The 15,160-nt window shown below is 71.5% G+C and carries 18 protein-coding genes; 17 read left to right on the top strand and 1 reads right to left on the bottom strand.

What is annotated here, in order from left to right:
* Genes ACFVYA_RS28110 through ACFVYA_RS28135 form a run of 6 tightly spaced genes read left to right on the top strand, consistent with a single transcriptional unit; the run spans position 1 to position 4,216 of the window.
* Positions 1-453 (top strand): thioesterase family protein, encoded by a 453-nt coding sequence (locus ACFVYA_RS28110; protein ID WP_013228629.1) that lies wholly within the window; start codon positions 1-3, stop codon positions 451-453.
* Between the two features lies 1 nt (position 454).
* On the top strand, positions 455-1,027 hold the full coding sequence (locus ACFVYA_RS28115; RefSeq protein ID WP_285985295.1) for a flavin reductase family protein: 573 nt from the start codon (positions 455-457) through the stop codon (positions 1,025-1,027).
* Between the two features lie 13 nt (positions 1,028-1,040).
* Positions 1,041-2,072: an SDR family NAD(P)-dependent oxidoreductase gene (locus tag ACFVYA_RS28120; RefSeq protein ID WP_387049210.1), complete on the top strand. Its 1,032-nt coding sequence runs from the start codon at positions 1,041-1,043 to the stop codon at positions 2,070-2,072.
* A gap of 54 nt (positions 2,073-2,126) precedes the next feature.
* Positions 2,127-2,294, top strand: a complete 168-nt coding sequence (locus tag ACFVYA_RS28125; RefSeq protein ID WP_285985293.1) for a DUF6222 family protein — start codon at positions 2,127-2,129, stop codon at positions 2,292-2,294.
* Positions 2,291-3,988 (top strand): acyl-CoA carboxylase subunit beta, encoded by a 1,698-nt coding sequence (locus ACFVYA_RS28130; protein ID WP_387049212.1) that lies wholly within the window; start codon positions 2,291-2,293, stop codon positions 3,986-3,988. The genes ACFVYA_RS28125 and ACFVYA_RS28130 overlap by 4 nt, the downstream gene beginning before the upstream one ends.
* A gap of 18 nt (positions 3,989-4,006) precedes the next feature.
* Positions 4,007-4,216: an acyl-CoA carboxylase subunit epsilon gene (locus ACFVYA_RS28135; protein WP_387049214.1), complete on the top strand. Its 210-nt coding sequence runs from the start codon at positions 4,007-4,009 to the stop codon at positions 4,214-4,216.
* A 341-nt stretch (positions 4,217-4,557) separates the two neighbouring features.
* On the opposite strand, the gene ACFVYA_RS28140 is transcribed toward ACFVYA_RS28135, so the two are convergent.
* Positions 4,558-4,791: a hypothetical protein gene (locus ACFVYA_RS28140; protein WP_387049216.1), complete on the bottom strand. Its 234-nt coding sequence runs from the start codon at positions 4,789-4,791 to the stop codon at positions 4,558-4,560.
* A gap of 163 nt (positions 4,792-4,954) precedes the next feature.
* Here ACFVYA_RS28140 and ACFVYA_RS28145 point away from each other — a divergent pair, with 163 nt between their 5' ends.
* The 11 genes from ACFVYA_RS28145 (at position 4,955) to ACFVYA_RS28195 (ending at position 14,938) form a co-directional block, all read left to right on the top strand.
* A complete protein-coding gene (locus ACFVYA_RS28145; RefSeq protein ID WP_387049218.1) occupies positions 4,955-5,098 on the top strand; it encodes a hypothetical protein in 144 nt (47 codons plus the stop codon).
* A gap of 135 nt (positions 5,099-5,233) precedes the next feature.
* Entirely contained in the window at positions 5,234-5,545 is a 312-nt protein-coding gene (locus ACFVYA_RS28150; RefSeq protein WP_285985288.1) for a DUF6235 family protein, read from the top strand.
* A 260-nt stretch (positions 5,546-5,805) separates the two neighbouring features.
* Positions 5,806-6,285: a DUF6423 family protein gene (locus ACFVYA_RS28155; RefSeq protein ID WP_353069583.1), complete on the top strand. Its 480-nt coding sequence runs from the start codon at positions 5,806-5,808 to the stop codon at positions 6,283-6,285.
* Between the two features lie 25 nt (positions 6,286-6,310).
* Positions 6,311-7,636: an FAD/NAD(P)-binding protein gene (locus ACFVYA_RS28160; protein WP_387049220.1), complete on the top strand. Its 1,326-nt coding sequence runs from the start codon at positions 6,311-6,313 to the stop codon at positions 7,634-7,636.
* A complete protein-coding gene (locus ACFVYA_RS28165; protein ID WP_387049222.1) occupies positions 7,629-8,069 on the top strand; it encodes a DUF6187 family protein in 441 nt (146 codons plus the stop codon). The genes ACFVYA_RS28160 and ACFVYA_RS28165 overlap by 8 nt, the downstream gene beginning before the upstream one ends.
* Entirely contained in the window at positions 8,069-8,614 is a 546-nt protein-coding gene (locus ACFVYA_RS28170; protein ID WP_285985284.1) for a carboxymuconolactone decarboxylase family protein, read from the top strand. The genes ACFVYA_RS28165 and ACFVYA_RS28170 overlap by 1 nt, the downstream gene beginning before the upstream one ends.
* A gap of 118 nt (positions 8,615-8,732) precedes the next feature.
* On the top strand, positions 8,733-9,911 hold the full coding sequence (locus ACFVYA_RS28175; protein WP_387049224.1) for an acyl-CoA dehydrogenase family protein: 1,179 nt from the start codon (positions 8,733-8,735) through the stop codon (positions 9,909-9,911).
* Positions 9,912-10,044: 133 nt separating this feature from the next.
* Positions 10,045-11,208, top strand: a complete 1,164-nt coding sequence (locus ACFVYA_RS28180; protein ID WP_387049226.1) for an epoxide hydrolase family protein — start codon at positions 10,045-10,047, stop codon at positions 11,206-11,208.
* A gap of 95 nt (positions 11,209-11,303) precedes the next feature.
* Positions 11,304-12,752: an MFS transporter gene (locus tag ACFVYA_RS28185; protein ID WP_387049228.1), complete on the top strand. Its 1,449-nt coding sequence runs from the start codon at positions 11,304-11,306 to the stop codon at positions 12,750-12,752.
* A 68-nt stretch (positions 12,753-12,820) separates the two neighbouring features.
* Positions 12,821-14,266 carry an aldehyde dehydrogenase gene (locus ACFVYA_RS28190; protein ID WP_387049229.1) on the top strand — a complete coding sequence of 482 codons (1,446 nt, stop codon included), beginning with the start codon at positions 12,821-12,823 and terminating at the stop codon, positions 14,264-14,266.
* Between the two features lie 21 nt (positions 14,267-14,287).
* Complete coding sequence (locus tag ACFVYA_RS28195) at positions 14,288-14,938, top strand: DUF899 domain-containing protein (protein ID WP_387049230.1); 651 nt, start codon at positions 14,288-14,290, stop codon at positions 14,936-14,938.
* Positions 14,939-15,160 lie beyond the last annotated feature (222 nt).

Consider the following 15,160-nt stretch of genomic DNA (forward strand, 5'->3'; position numbering starts at 1 on the left):
ATGTCCGACTACTACGAGATCCGCCACACGGTCGGCTTCGAAGAGACCAACCTGGTGGGCAACGTGTACTACGTGAACTACGTGCGCTGGCAGGGCCGCTGCCGCGAGATGTTCCTCAAGGAGAAGGCCCCGGCGGTGCTCGAGGAGGTCCGGCACGACCTCAAGCTGTTCACCCTCAAGGTGGAGTGCGAGTTCTTCGCCGAGATCACCGCGTTCGACGAGCTGTCCATCCGGCTGCGGCTGGAGGAGCTCACCTCGACGCAGATCCAGTTCGCCTTCGACTACGTCCACCTCACCGAGGGCGGCGACGAGCGGCTGGTGGCGCGGGGACGGCAACGCATCGCCTGCATGCGCGGGCCCAACACGGCCACCGTGCCGTCGCGGGTCCCCGAGCAGCTGCGCGAGGCGCTGGTGCCCTACTCGACGGCCGCGGTCAACGGCAAGGGAGCCTGAAGTGGGCGACGAACGAGAGTCCTCCGAGACGACCGTGCTCAAGCGCCTCCCGACGTCGCCGGCACGCCGCGGTTTCACCGCCCAGCAGGGGCTGCGCCAGGTGATGGCGCAGTTCGCCAGCGGCGTGACGGTCCTGACGGCGGGCGGCGAGGACGCGCACGGGATGACCGCGAACGCGTTCTCGTCGGTCTCGCTGGAACCCCCGATGGTGCTGTGCTGCGTGTCGAAGGCGGCTCGCATGCACAACTCCATCATCACGGCGGGGGCGTTCGGCGTGAACATCCTCGCCGCCGGGCAGCAGGACCTGTCGAAGTACTTCGCCGACTGGCGGCGGCCCGACGGGCTGGCCCAGTTCGACGCCGTGGGCTGGACGGCGGGGGCGCACACCGGCGCCCCCCTGCTCAACGGAACGCTGGCCTGGCTGGAGTGCGAGCTGGCCGAGACGCTCGAAGGTGGTGACCACTCGATCTTCCTCGGCCGGGTGCTCGCCACCAGCCGCGGCACCGGGGACCACGCGCTGGTCTTCTACGGCGGCGGCTACCACGAGGTCGACGGGCGCGCCCGCGCGGCGTGAGGGGAGCGGAGTCATGGTGATCGCGGTGACCGGCGGGACCGGGTTCCTCGGTGCCCACACGGTCGCGCTGCTGGTGGCGGCCGGAGCCCGGGTGCGCGTACTCGCCCGGGTCCCGGCCGCCGGGAGCGTGCCGGACGGCGTCGAGGTCGTGCCGGGCGACGTCACCGACGAGGTGGCGGTCGCCCGGCTGGTCGCGGGCGCGGACGCCGTCCTGCACGCGGCCGGCGTCTACTCGTTCGACAGCCGCCGCCGGGCCGAGCTGGCGCGGGTGAACGTGGCCGGCACGGAGACGGTGCTGGCGGCCGCGCGGGCCGCCGGCGCCGGGCGGATCGTGCACGTCTCGACCGTGGGTGCGCTGTACCCGGCGGCCGGGAGCATCGGGCCGGAGACGCCGGTGGGCACGTCGCGGGAGCCGTACCTGGCGGCGAAAGCCGCGGCGGAGCGGATCGCGCGGCGCCACCGCGACGAGGGTGTCCCGGTGACGATCGTCTACCCGCCGGCGCTGCTCGGGCCGGAGGACCCGCGGCTGGGCGACCAGAACGCCCGCCTGCGTGACCTGCTGCGCGGGCTGATGCCGTTCTGGCCGTCCGGTGGGCTGCCGATCGGCGACGTCCGCGACACGGCCGCCCAGCTGGCGGCGGTGCTGACGGCCCCGGGGCCGGTGGGGCCCGCCTACTTCGGGCCCGGCCACTTCGTGACCACCCGCGGTTACCTGGACCTGGTTCGCGCGGCGACCGGCCGCCGGCTGCCCGCGGTGTTCCTCCCGCCCGCGCTCCTGACCCCGGTCGGGCGCCTGGGCGGGCTGCTGCAGCGGGCGTGGCCGTGGCACATCCCGGCGGAGCACGGCGCGATCCACGTCTGCGCCGTCGCCGAGCCGGTCGCGCCCACGGCCCCGGACGCGGGAGTGCCGGCCCGCCCGGCGGCCGAGACGGTGACCGACACCGTTCGCTGGCTGCACGGCGCCGGTGTGCTGACCGCCCGGCAGGCGGGCCGCGCGAGCTCCCGCGGGGTCGTCGCTTCGCCTGCCGCCGGGCGTGCCCGCTGATTTGCCCGCCGCTCCCGGGAAGGCCGGGGGCACCTCGACCGAGGAGGTCACGCTATGACTGCCAGCGACGCCGGCGCTTCCACCGACCCCGGGCGGTTCGTGCCCGAGCCCGCCGAGGTTCCGGTGCGGCCGATGCCCCGGCTCGGGCGCGGCATCGTGTGGTCCGACATCGTCGCCGAGATCGAGCGGGACGACCTCGCGCGGGCCCGGGATGCCGCGTGAGCGGATCGCACGACAACGCAGCCCGGCGGCCGGACGACGCCGAAGTGGTGCCGGTCCCCAGCGGGAGCCGGCGGTCCCGGCCGGTGCGCTCCGGCGAGCCGGGCGAAGCGCGGGTGATCTCGCTGACCCGGCCCGCGGGCGCGGAACCGCCCGCGGCGCCGGACATGCGGCTGCTGCGGCAGCGGCGCGAGGAACTGCGCGCGCACATCGCCGACGGGCAGCTCGACGCCGTCCGCCGGCAGCACTCACTGGGCAAGCTGACCGCCCGCGAGCGGCTCGCCGTACTCCTCGACGACGACTCCTTCCTGGAGCTGGAGCCCTACCGGCGGCACCAGGCGGCGTCCGGGAACCGCCCGCACACCGACGGCGTGATCGCCGGCTCCGGCACCATCGACGGCCGGCGGGTGTTCGTCTACGCCCAGGACTTCACCGTGTTCGGCGGTTCGCTCGGCGAAGCGCACGCGGCGAAGATCCACAAGGTGCTCGACCTGGCGATCGCCAACGGCGCCCCGGTGATCGGGCTCAACGACAGCGGCGGCGCGCGGATCCAGGAGGGCGTGCTCGCGCTCAACGGGTACGGCGGGATCTTCCGCCGCCAGGTCGAGGCGTCCGGCGTGGTGCCGCAGATCAGCGTCGTCCTCGGCCCGTGCGCCGGCGGAGCGGCGTACTCGCCCGCGCTGGCCGACTTCACGTTCATGGTCCGCGACACCTCGCGGATGTACCTGACCGGACCGGACGTCGTCGCCGCGGTCAGCGGGCACGTCGTGTCGCACGAGGAACTCGGCGGCGCCGACGTCCACGGGTCGTACTCCGGTGTCGCGACGGTGGTGCACGACGACGAGGAGAGCTGCCTCGCCGACGTCCGGTACCTCGTTTCGCTGCTGCCGGCCAACTACCTGGAGCTGGCGCCGGAAACCGCCGAGGTCGGCGCCCGCGACGACTACCGGCCGCGGCTCGCCGAGATCGTGCCGGCCGAGCCGAACCGGCCGTACGACATGCGCGAGGTGTTCGCCGAGCTCGCCGACGACGGCGAGTTCTTCGAGCTGCACGAGAGCTGGGCGCGCAACGTGCTCTGCGCGCTCACCCGGATCGACGGCCGGGTCGTGGGGTTCGTCGGCAACCAGCCGTCGGTTTTCGCGGGCGTGCTGGACGGCCCGGCGTCGCAGAAGGCGGCCCGGTTCGTGCGGTTCTGCGACGCCTTCGGCATCCCGCTGGTCAGCCTGGTGGACGTGCCGGGCTTCCTGCCGGGGGTCGAGCAGGAACGCAGCGGCATCATCCGCCAGGGCGCGCAGCTGCTGCACGCCTACTGCGAGGCGACGGTCCCGCGCATCCAGGTGATCCTGCGCAAGGCGTACGGCGGCGCGTACATCGTGATGGACTCCCGGTCGATCGGCACCGACCTGTCCCTGGCGTGGCCGACCAACCAGATCGCGGTGATGGGCGCGGAGGGCGCGGTGAACGTCCTGCACCGCCGCGACCTCGCGGCGGCACCCGACCCGGCGGCTTTGCGAGCGAAGCTGGTGGCCGAGTACACCGAGGAGTACTTGAACCCCCAATACGCGGCGGAGCGCGGCCTGGTGGACGACATCATCGACCCGGCGGAGACCCGCGCGGCGCTGGCCAGGGGCCTGGCGATGCTCCGCGACAAGCGCAAGCCTGCGCCGGCCCGCAAGCACGGCAACCAGCCGATCTGACGGACCGCGGGAGCCCCGGTGACAGAGGACGACGCAACCCGGATCGTGGTGCGGGGCCACCCGCAGGACGCGGAACTCGCGGCTTTGCTGGTGGTCCTGGCGGGGGTGACCCGCGGTGAGGGCTCGCCGGGAGCGACGCCGCGGAGCCCTTGGGCGGACCCGTTCCGGTCGCACACGGGCCCACGGCCGGGCCCCGGCGCGTGGCGGTTGTCGGGCCTGCCGCGCTGAGGGAGCTGCGGGGGCGGGTCGTGTGCGCTCACCCGGGCCCGCGGCCGGCGTGGCACCGACGGCGGCGGTGGCGGGCGCCGGTTCGGCTGCGCCGACCGGGTGGCGGCGGGCTGCTCGATGCGGCCGCGGTGCGCCGATCGGGTGGTGATTTCCCCAGACCGGGCCGCCGTCGGGCGGACCGGCTCGAGCGCGTGCTCCGCCGGATGGCGGAACACGTTGTGTTGTCCGGTGCGCCGTTCTGCCGGGATCCCGCTTCGACCATCCACTGTGGATCGTCGAAGCCGGCGGGAGCGTACCCGGGGTCCGGTCGTCGAAGTGCCGGACCGCGGGCGCGAGGCGTGTCAGGCTGCCTCCGAGGTGCGCATCCGGCGCAGCTTGCCCGCGATCGTGCTCTCGCGGGCCGCCGGGTAGGTGCTGCAGCTCTCGTGGACCGCCGCGTAGTGGACTTCGCCGTCCAGGAACACCTCCAGGCCCGTGCGGTCGCCCGGTTCGAAGGGGCGGCCGCACGCTGCGCACGTTCGCTGCCTCTCGGCCGCACTGAGGTGGTTGTTCGGCGGGTGGTGGGAGGTCGTCACGGTGCTCCTTCCGGGTCGTCGTGCTTCCAGTGCACTCCAGGGGCCCGTCATGCGGCCACTTGTGCGCTGCGCACCTGGGTGCATGACCGATTCACGGTCATTCCTCGATCCCGGGGGCGGATGGTGTACCTCACATCGACGGAACCGACGGAATGGAGGAGCCATGGAGACCACGACGCCCGCCGATCGGGCCGCCGGCCCGGAAGCTCTGGGCAGCCGGCACCTGGAGACGGCCCCCGAGGCGGAAAGCGTGCTTCCCCGGGAACGCGAATACCTGCGGGAACACATCGTCCTCGGCTACAACTGAACCCGTCGCATTATCGAAGATGACCTCCGGACTCCGGCCACGCGATACTCGAACGGTCGGGGCCGGGGTGTCACCGGCGCCGCCGGCGGCGGGAGTGCCCGGAGCCGGTCGGACACTCGGTTGGGAGGCCGGCGGATGGCGGTGCGCCTCCAGCTCACTGCTGGCGTCGAGGTGCTCGAACGGTGGGCCGAGTCGGCGCCGCAGGCGGAGCGGAACATTGTTTACGAGGCACTGTTCGCCGTGGGTGACGGATCTGCGTTCCTGGTCTACGACATTTTCGGCGACCCCAGCGATCCGGGTAATTTACTGGTGATGGTGAAACCGGGTCTCGTGGTGAAGATCTTGGTTCAGCGTGCTCATTCCGCGTTCGAGATCCGCTACGTCGGGACGATCGACGACGACCTCGGCGTCCGCGCGTCGCAACCCGAAGGCGCCGAGCCGGAGTGAAGGAAGCGGCCGTGGTCACGCTGGGCGACCCGGCTGGGCTGAACGGGCTAGACAATCACCGGCCCGATCGGCCACAAATGCGTTGCGCGACCGTGCATTCCTCACCTTGACAGCGTCTTCGGCGGTGTGAAAACCTGCCATGAGGTCGCAGGTCAGACCGTTATTTTCGGGGGCTTGAATAACGAGGAGGCTGTACCGTGTCGTCACCAGAATTGCCCGGTCTTGACGTATCGAGCCGCGTGCGGGCGCGCGACATCCAGATGGTGGGTACGGCCGATCTGGCCCGGCGGGTGCTCATGGTCACCGGCGCCATCGACACGACCGACCACGACGTCTCGGTGAGCATCAGCCTGCCGGAAGCCGGCCGGTGGCAGGTGATCAAGGCCGAGACCAACCTGACCGACCAGACCTGGGTCGCGATGCAGGCGGTGATGGACGAGGAGTCGACCTTCGTCGACGACGCCATGCTCATGTCGCCGCAGTTCGCGAAGAGCTTCATGACCCCCGATCAACGCCGCCTCACGTTCTACGACGGCGAGGTCCGCCCCGGGGAAACGGTGCTGAAGACCTATTCGATGGAGACCGGCGGCCGCAAGCCGACCTACTTCTACTCGCGCTACAGCCCGATCGCCACCGACAGCGCCGAGAAGTCGCGCCAGACGCTCGACGAGCTGGTCGCGGACGGTATGCGGCAGCGGCCGGTGATCGAGCTCATCGTGCCGGTGACCGTGATCGGCTGAGCGCGCCCAGGACGGAAGCGGTCTGGTGATCAAGTTCATCCCCGAGCCCCGGCTGCTCGAGTCGCCGCGCGGCCGGCACTGGCCCCGGCCGTCGGCCCCGGCGCCGCCGCCACGGGACCCGGTCCCGCCCACCACCGCGGACGTCGTCATCGTCGGCGCCGGCCCCGCCGGGCTGGCGGTGGCGTCCGCGCTCTGGCACCACGGCGTCACCGAGCTGGTCGTGCTGGACCGGGAAGGCCGCTCGTGCGGCCGGTTCTTCGACCGCATCGACCGGCTGGACCAGCGGGTGCTGCGGTCGCCGTACGAACACCACCCCGGCGTCGAGGGCTTCCGCGACTGCGAGCTGCTCGACTTCGCCCGGCTGCACTGGGGCCGGCTCACCCCGGTCGAGCGCCGGGAGATCCGGATGGCGCAGGCCGGTCACCGGTCCGTCGTGCCGGTCGACGTCTTCCACGCCTACACCGACCACCTCGCGGTCACCCACCACGTCCGGGACAAGCTGTGGTGCGCCTCGGTGACCGGGGTGCGCCCGGACGGCGACGGGGTGGCCGTGCACACCACCCGCTCGACCGTCCGCGCCCGGCACGTCGTGCTGTGCCTCGGCGAGGAACGCCGGACCGCCCCCGAGCGGTGGTGGGGCGGTGGCCCGCCGCCCGCCGCCGTGTCGTACTGGGACGAGCCGCCGCCCGGCCCCGGCGAGCGGCAGATCGTGGTCGGCGCCGGGCTCACCGCGGCCCACCTCATCGCCGCGGCGCTCGACGGCGGCCGCGAGGTGCACTGGGTGGTGCGCGAAGCCCGGGAGCACTACCAGTGCGCCGACGTGAACTCCACCTTCTTCCGGCCCGAGGGCCGGAAGCGGTTCGACGGCGTCGGCTGGTCCGAGCGCCTCGACCTCACCGCCGAGTTCCGCCGTGCCTCCATCATGTTCGAGTTCCGGCCGCTGCTCGAACGGGCCGAGGCCGAAGGCCGCCTGGTCGTGCACCGCGGGGAAGCCGTCAAGGAAGTCTCCGCCGGCGTCACCGGGACGGCCGTGGTGCGGCTGGAGAGCGGTCGTCGCGTCGACGCCGACGACGCCGTGCTGGCGCTCGGCACGATCCCCTCGATCGGAACCGGGCTGCTGCCGGCCGGGCTCGTCGGGGCCCGGGACGGCTGGCCGGACCTGGACGAGGCGACGCTGTCCTACCGGCACGCGCCCGCGGTGTCGGTCGTCGGGGCCGCGGCGGGGATGGTGCTCGGCCCGGCCGCCCGCAACATCGACGGGCACCGGGTGGCGACCGCCCGGGTCGCCGCGGCGGTGGCCGCCCGGCTGCGGGGCGCTGCCCTCGACCTGCGGGTGACGGCCGATGTCTGACCGCGGTGACCTGCGGTTCGTGCTGCCCGACGTCGAGGCGCCCGCCTCGGTCGAAGCCGGCGTCATCCTGCTCGGCCTGGACGCCGACCGGCTGCTGGCCGGCCTGGGTCTCGCCCGGCTGGCGGACGACACCGCGCTCGTGACCCAGGTGGTCGACCAGGCGCGCCACGGAGCGGGTGGGTTCGGGTTCGCCGCGCTGGTCGCCTCGGGCGCCGGGTACTGGCGGGAGCTGCGTGCGTTCGCCGGCCACGGGAGCCCGACGGGCTCTCCCGGCGCGTTGCGCCGGGAGTGGGAAGTGGCCCACGCGCTGGCCACGACGGCCGTGCCGGGCGCCGGCGCGGCCACGATCGCTCATCTGACCGCGTGCTCGCTGCGCCGGGCGGACGTGGACCCGCTCGCCGACCGGTACGCCGACGGAACGGAAGGCACCTGATGTCGTACCTGAAGTCCCTGCCGGAGGAAACCACGCTGCTGCAGGTGTTCCAGGCGCACCCGGGCCCGGCGCGGCACCTGCTGGCCTTCCACGAACTGGTGCTGCGCGGCGAATCGCCGTTCACCGAGGGCGAACGCGAGCTGATCGCGGCCTACGTGTCCGGGCTGAACGACTGCGGCTACTGCCACGGCATCCACACGGTGACCGCCGAGGCGTTCGGCGTGCCCGCAGGACTGCTCGCCGCGGCGCTCGACGACCTCGCGACGGCGCCGGTCGGCGACAAGCTCCGGCCCGTGCTGGCCTACGTCGGCAAGTTGACCCGGACGCCGTCCCGGATGACCGACGCCGACGCCGAAGCCGTGTTCGCCGCCGGCTGGGACGAGCGGGCGCTGCACGACGCGGTGCTGGTGTGCGCGTTGTTCAACTTCATGAACCGCATGGTGGAGGGGCTGGGGATCCGCGCGGACGCGGCGTACGCGACGAAGTCCGGGCTGCGGCTGAAGGAAGCCGGGTACGAGGGCCTGGCCGGAATGCTGGCCCCGTAGGTCCGCGCGGCGGCGAATTCCGCGGTCATCTATGGACCGGGCATTCGAAAAGACGCCCGTGGCTCTCACCGGCGCGCACGATGGGTGCCGAGCACCGGTCGAGACGCGGAGGAACACAATGTCACAGACACCGACGAGGGACGAGCTCGTTCAGAGCGCGTCCAAGCTGGTGCCGCTGCTGCGGTCGCGGGCGCTCTGGATCGACGAGCACCGCAGGCTGCCCGACGACGTCGTCGACGCCATCGAGCTCTCCGGCATCCTCAAGATGCAGGCGCCGAAGCAGTACGGTGGCTACGAAAGCGACGCGCACACCCTCATCGACGTGCACGCGGAACTCGCGCGCGGCAACAGTTCCGCGGCCTTCTGCGTTTCCGTCTACGCGCTGCTGAACTGGATGGCCGGGCTCTGGCCCGACGAGGTGCTCGACGAGGTCTTCGCCACCGAGAACGTGCGCGTCTGCGGCACGCTCGCCACCACCGGCACCGCGACGAAGGTCGACGGCGGGTACCGGATCTCGGGCACCTGGCGGTTCAACAGCGGGATCCTGCACGCGCAGTGGAAGGTCACCGCGGCGGTACCGGACGGCCCCGAGGCCGCCGACGGCCCGATCACCACGCTGATCCCGGTTTCCGACCTGGAGATCGTCGACGACTGGTACACCCACGGCCTGCCCGGTTCCGGCAGCGTCACGGTGACCGCGCACGACGTGTTCGTCCCGTCGTCCCGGATCGTGAAGACCGCCGATTTCTTCACGGACCAGTGCAAATCCGTCGTCAATTCCGCGAAGCCCCATTACCACCTCACCCCGATGCTGGTGACGTCGACCGTCGCGACGGCCGGCCAGCTCATCGGCGCGGCGAAGTACGCGTTGGAGAGCTTCCTCGACCGGCTGCCGGGCCGCGGCATTTCCTACACGCACTACCCGAGCCAGGCCGAAGCGCCGATCACCCACATCCGTGTCGGCGAGGCCGGGCTGCTGATCGAGGAAGCCGAGGCCAGGGCGCATCGTTTCGCCGACCTCGTCGAGGAAAAGCTCGTCAAGGGCGAGCAGTGGACGGTCACCGAGCGCGCGTCCTCGCGGGTGCAGCTCGGCCGCGTCGCGCAGTTGTGCAAGCAGGCCGTCGACCTCATCGCCACCATCAGCGGCGGGTCCTCGATTTTCCACGACGTCCCGATCACCCGGATCCAGCGCGACGTGAACGCGGTCGCCATTCACGCGCTGACCAATCCGGACACGAGCCTGGAACTGTACGGCCGGCTGCTGTGCGGTCTCGAACCGAACACCGACTACCTCTGAGCGGTTGTTTTCCACCACCTTCGGGTGCAGAGCATTTTCGAAGATGATATCCGGTGTCTTGCCCGCGATCCTAAGACCGGTGGTCTGGCTTCGCGGGCTGGAGCCGTGACCCCGTGATTGGAGCGCCCAAAAAATGCAACCTTTCCGCGTGGAGATCCCCCAGGCCCAGCTGGACGACCTGGCCAGGCGGCTGGCCGACACCCGCTGGCCGGTCGGGCTGCCCGAAGCGGGCTGGGACCGCGGCGTGCCCGTCGACTACCTGAAGGACCTCGCCGAGTACTGGCGCACCGAGTTCGACTGGCGGAAGGTCGAGGAGCGGCTCAACGCGTTCCCCCAGTTCACCACCACGATCGACGGGGCGAACGTCCACTTCCTGCACGTGCGCTCGCCGGAGCCCGACGCCACGCCGATGATCATCACGCACGGCTGGCCCGGCTCGGTGGTCGAGTTCCTCGACGTGATCGGCCCGCTGACCGACCCGCGCGCCCACGGGGGCGACCCCGGCGACGCGTTCCACCTGATCATCCCGTCCATGCCCGGCTTCGGCTTCTCCGGCCCGGCACCGGAAGGCGGCTGGAACACCCAGCGCGTCGCCCGTGCCTGGGCGCAGCTGATGGCGGACCTGGGCTACGAGCGCTACATCGCCCAGGGCGTCGACTTCGGCTCGGGGGTCGCGCTGGTGCTCGGGCTGCAGGACGCCGAGCACGTGCTCGCCGTGCACCTCAACACCCTGGTCACCGCGCCCGGCGACGACCCGGCCGACCTCGAGGGCCTCAGCGAGGCCGACCAGCACTCCTGGGGCAAGTCCGACACGTTCGCGAAGATCCTGTCCGGCTCGATGAAGCTGCAGGCGACCCGCCCGCACACGGTCGCCTACGGGCTCACCGATTCGCCGGTCGGCCAGCTCGCCTGGGTGATCGAGAAGTACCGCGACTGGGCCGACACCCACGGCGGGCTGCCGGAGGACGCCTTCGACCGCGACAAGGTGCTGGCCATCCCCGCCATCTACTGGCTGACCGGGACCGGTGGCTCGTCCGGCCAGTTCTACTACGAGAGCGTCGACTTCCTGCCGATCTCGCCGGGCGCGGGCCGCTACTTCGAGCTGACCGTGCCGCTCGGGGTGGCGGTGTTCCCCCACGCCCCGTTCAAGCCGGTCCGGCGCTGGGCGGAACGCGAGTTCTCCACGATCCAGCACTGGAACGAGTACGACCGCGGCGGCAACTTCCCCGCCATGGAGGTGCCCGATCTCTACATCGCCGAACTGCAGGCGTTCGGCCGGCTGGTGAAGGAACGGTAGAACCACGCCGGCGCACCGGGTGCCGGGGGGAACGCGACGAATGGAGCTTGTGATGACGGTGATTCTTCGGAACCGGACCGCAGGGAGGTGCCGTCGTGAGTGCTGTTAGCGGGACCGAACGTCCCCTGCGGCCGGGATGGGCGCTGGCGCTGGTGTCCGTCTGCGCGTTCCTGACCTCTTTGGACGTCATGGTCGTGGTCACCGCCATACCCACGATCAAGGTCGACCTGGGCGCGGGTCTCGCCGACCTGGAGTGGACGATCAACGCCTACAACCTGGCGTTCGCCTGCCTGATGCTCACCGGCGCCGCGCTCGGCGACCGGTTCGGGCGGCGGCGGATGTACGTGATCGGCCTGGCCGCGTTCACCATCGCGTCGATCATGGCCGCGTCCGCGGGCACGATCGAAATCCTGATCATCGCCCGGGTCATCCAGGGCGTGGCCGCCGGTGTGTCCATTCCGGTCAGCCTCGCGCTGCTGGCCGACGCCACGCCGCCGGAGAAGCGTGGCGCCGCCATGGGCATCTGGGGCAGCGTCGCGGGCATCGCGATCGCGGCGGGCCCCGTCGTCGGCGGCATCATCACCCAGGGCATCTCGTGGCACTGGATCTTCTGGCTGAACGTCCCGTTCGGGATCGCCGCCACCGTCGGTTCCGCGGTGCTGCTGCGCGAGAGCAAGGGCCCGCGCCCGAAGATCGACGTGCCCGGTCTGCTGCTCGCCTCGGCCGGCCTGTTCGGGCTGGTCTGGGCCGCGGTCCGGGCGCCGTCCATCGGCTGGGGCTCGTTCGAGGCCTACGGCTCGGTGCTCGGCGGGGTGGTGCTGCTGGCGGTGTTCGTGGCGTGGGAGTTCAAGGCGAAGTACCCGATGATCCCGATGGAGTACTTCCGCCACCGCGGGTTCACCGTGGCGAACATCTCCGCGTTCCTCCAGCACTTCGCCCTGATCGGTGCGCTGTTCGTGCTGGCGCAGCTGTTCCAGTTCGGCCTGGGCAGCAACGCCATGGTCAGCGGTCTGCAGTTGCTGGCGTGGACGGCGATGCCGCTGGTGGTGGCGCCGTTCGCGGGCAAGCTGGCCGACAAGCACGGCAGCAAGCCGTTCATGGTCGCCGGCCTGGCGCTGCTGGGCGTCGGCCTGCTCTGGATCGGCCTGGTCACCTCGACCGGCGTCGGTTACGGCAGCATGGTCGTTCCGCTGATCTTCGGCGGCGCGGGTATCGCGATGTGCCTGCCCACCACGATCAACCTGGTGTTCGCGTCGGTCCCGCCGGAGGACGCCGGCGTGGCGTCGGGGGTGAACAGCGCGCTGCGCGAGCTGGGCGGGGTGTTCGGCGTCGTCGCGCTGGGTGCGGCCTTCGCGGCCAACGGCAGCTTCGAGTCGGCCGAAGCGTCGTTGTCCGGCTTCCAGGCGGCATTGGTGCTCGGCGGCATCGTCGCGCTGGCCGGCACGGCCGTGGCGCTGTTCGCGCCCGGCAAGCCGAAGCCGGCCGGGCCGGTCGTCGAGGTGCGGCCGGCTGCCGAAGAAGTGATCGAGACGCCGATCAACTGAGCCGGCGCTCGCAAGCCCCGGCGGACCCCGTGGTCCGCCGGGGCCTTTCCCGGGATGGAGAAGGTCCCATGAGTTTCGACTACCACGCCCTGTACGTCGACGGCGAATGGCGCAGACCCGGTCGCGGCACGGTCGCGGCGATCTCGCCGGCCGACGGGGAGCGCAACGGCACCACGCCGCTCGCCTCGGAGTCCGATGTGGACGCCGCGGTCGCCGCGGCGCGCCGTGCGTTCGGCACCCCGTCGTGGACCGGCCTGCCGGTCGAGGAGCGAGCGGAACTGCTGGAGCGCTTCGCGATCCAGCTGGAGAAGACCGTCCCGGAGCGAGCCGCGGCCACGTCCGTCCAAAATGGAACGCCGATCTCGGTGGCGCTGCCCAGCGAGGGCGGCGCGCCGATCGGGCTGCTCCGCTACCACGCGGGGCTGGCCCGGCGGACCGTGGTGGAGGACCGGCGCGAACGGTTCGACGGGATGGGCGAGACCATCGTCCGGCGCGAGCCGGTCGGGGTGGTCGCGGTGGTCGTGCCGTGGAACTTCCCCCAGCCCATCACCATGTTCACCGTCGCGCCCGCGCTCGCCGCGGGGTGCACGGTGGTGCTCAAGCCCGCGCCGGAGACGGTGTTCGGCGCGCTGGAACTGGCCGCCGCGGCCGACCGGGCGGGCCTGCCGCCAGGCGTGCTGAACGTCGTCACCGGTGGCGCGGACATCGGCGAGCACCTGGTGTCGCACCCGGGCGTCGACCGCGTCGCGTTCACCGGCTCGACCGCGGCCGGGCGCAAGGTGGGCGAGATCTGCGGCAGGCTGCTGCGGCCGGTGACCCTGGAGCTGGGGGGGAAATCGGCCGCCATCGTGCTCGACGACGCCGACCTCGTCGCCACCACGCAGGGGCTCGCTGCGTGCGCGCTGCTGAACAGCGGGCAGGCTTGCTACCTCTCGACGCGAATCCTGGCGCCGCGCTCCCGCTACGACGAGGTGGTCGACGCGGTCGCCGGGCTGGCGAACACCTTGAAGGTCGGCGACCCGCTCGACCGCACGACGCAAATCGGCCCGATGGTCAGCTCGCGGCACCGCGAGCGCGTCGAGTCCTACGTGCGGCTCGGGCAGAGCAGCGGCGCGCGGCTGGTGGCCGGCGGCGTCCCGGCGGAGCAGGAGCGGGGCTGGTACGTCCGGCCGACCGTCTTCGCCGACGTGGCCAACAGCGATCCCATCGCGCGCGAGGAGATCTTCGGGCCGGTGCTCGCGGTGATCCCGTACCGTGACGTCGATGAGGCCGTCGCGATCGCCAACGACTCCGAATACGGGCTGGGCGGCACGATCTGGACGTCCGACGTGGACGAGGGGATCGCCGTGGCCAGGCGGGTGCGCTCGGGCAGCGTCGGGGTGAACTACTACGACCTCGACCTGGGCGCGCCGTTCGGCGGTGTCAAGGCGAGCGGGCTCGGCCGCGAGCTGGGACCCGAGGGTTTCGACACGTTTTTCCAATACAAATCGATCTACCTGCACAAGGCAACCTGAATTGCCTCGAGGAGAGGACAAATGAGCCTTCCCAAGATCGTGTCACCGCAAGAGTGGCAGATCGCTCACGAGAAGCTGTTGGCGCGCGAAAAGGAGGTCACCCGCATCCTCGACGCACTGGCCGCCGAGCGCCGCCGTCAGCCGATGGTCGCCTTCGAGAAGGATTACGTGTTCGTCACGGCCGCCGGTGACAAGGTCGGGCTGGCCGACCTGTTCGACGGGCAGCGCCAGCTGATCGTCTACCACTTCATGATGGAGGCCGGGTCGGACCACCGGTGCCCCGGCTGTTCGGCGGTGGCGGACAACCTGCCGCACCTGGAGCACCTGGAGCAGCGCGACACCCGGCTGGTGCTGGTCTCGCCCGCGCCGCAGGCGCAGCTGCAGGAGTACCGGGAGCGCATGGGCTGGCCGCTGAAGTGGCTGTCGTGCGACCAGGAGTTCAACGACGACTGCGGCGCCGGCGCCGGCTCGACGCTGAGCGTGTTCCTGCGCGACGGCGAGAAGGTGTACCGGACGTACTTCACCGGCTCCCGCGGCCTGGACAAGCTGCGGCTGGACCTCAACCTGCTGGACCTGACCCCGTACGGGCGCCAGGAGTTCTGGGAGGACTCGCCGGAGGGCTGGCCGCAGACCGCGGCGTACCAGTGGTGGCGTCCACGCGACGAGTACTGACCTTTCTTCGCGGGGGCCGGGACGACGACGTCCCGGCCCCTTTTTGTGCGCAACGGAGAGGACTCTCCACGTTTCCGGGTGCGGGACAGTGAATACCGGACGGACAAGGAGATTTTTATGTCGGTGAGTGCTGAGGACAGGTTGTCCGCTTACTACGGCTCGTTCACCAGTGAGCGGGAGAAGGAAGTCTTGAGTGTTCCGCTGCGCCTGGTCGGTGCGTGG

It is taken from the genome of Amycolatopsis sp. NPDC058278, assembly GCF_042881395.1.
Lineage (GTDB): Bacteria > Actinomycetota > Actinomycetes > Mycobacteriales > Pseudonocardiaceae > Amycolatopsis.

Bases quoted from the DNA above. Each gene is read 5' to 3' on its own strand.
- ACFVYA_RS28155 (WP_353069583.1), top strand. From the start codon at position 5,806: ATGGTGGGTACGGCCGATCTGGCCCGGCGGGTGCTCATGGTCACCGGC.
- ACFVYA_RS28190 (WP_387049229.1), top strand. From the start codon at position 12,821: ATGAGTTTCGACTACCACGCCCTGTACGTCGACGGCGAATGGCGCAGA.
- ACFVYA_RS28195 (WP_387049230.1), top strand. From the start codon at position 14,288: ATGAGCCTTCCCAAGATCGTGTCACCGCAAGAGTGGCAGATCGCTCAC.
- ACFVYA_RS28150 (WP_285985288.1), top strand. From the start codon at position 5,234: ATGGCGGTGCGCCTCCAGCTCACTGCTGGCGTCGAGGTGCTCGAACGG.
- ACFVYA_RS28170 (WP_285985284.1), top strand. From the start codon at position 8,069: ATGTCGTACCTGAAGTCCCTGCCGGAGGAAACCACGCTGCTGCAGGTG.
- ACFVYA_RS28110 (WP_013228629.1), top strand. From the start codon at position 1: ATGTCCGACTACTACGAGATCCGCCACACGGTCGGCTTCGAAGAGACC.
- ACFVYA_RS28120 (WP_387049210.1), top strand. From the start codon at position 1,041: ATGGTGATCGCGGTGACCGGCGGGACCGGGTTCCTCGGTGCCCACACG.
- ACFVYA_RS28145 (WP_387049218.1), top strand. From the start codon at position 4,955: ATGGAGACCACGACGCCCGCCGATCGGGCCGCCGGCCCGGAAGCTCTG.
- ACFVYA_RS28180 (WP_387049226.1), top strand. From the start codon at position 10,045: ATGCAACCTTTCCGCGTGGAGATCCCCCAGGCCCAGCTGGACGACCTG.
- ACFVYA_RS28175 (WP_387049224.1), top strand. From the start codon at position 8,733: ATGTCACAGACACCGACGAGGGACGAGCTCGTTCAGAGCGCGTCCAAG.
- ACFVYA_RS28125 (WP_285985293.1), top strand. From the start codon at position 2,127: ATGACTGCCAGCGACGCCGGCGCTTCCACCGACCCCGGGCGGTTCGTG.
- ACFVYA_RS28165 (WP_387049222.1), top strand. From the start codon at position 7,629: ATGTCTGACCGCGGTGACCTGCGGTTCGTGCTGCCCGACGTCGAGGCG.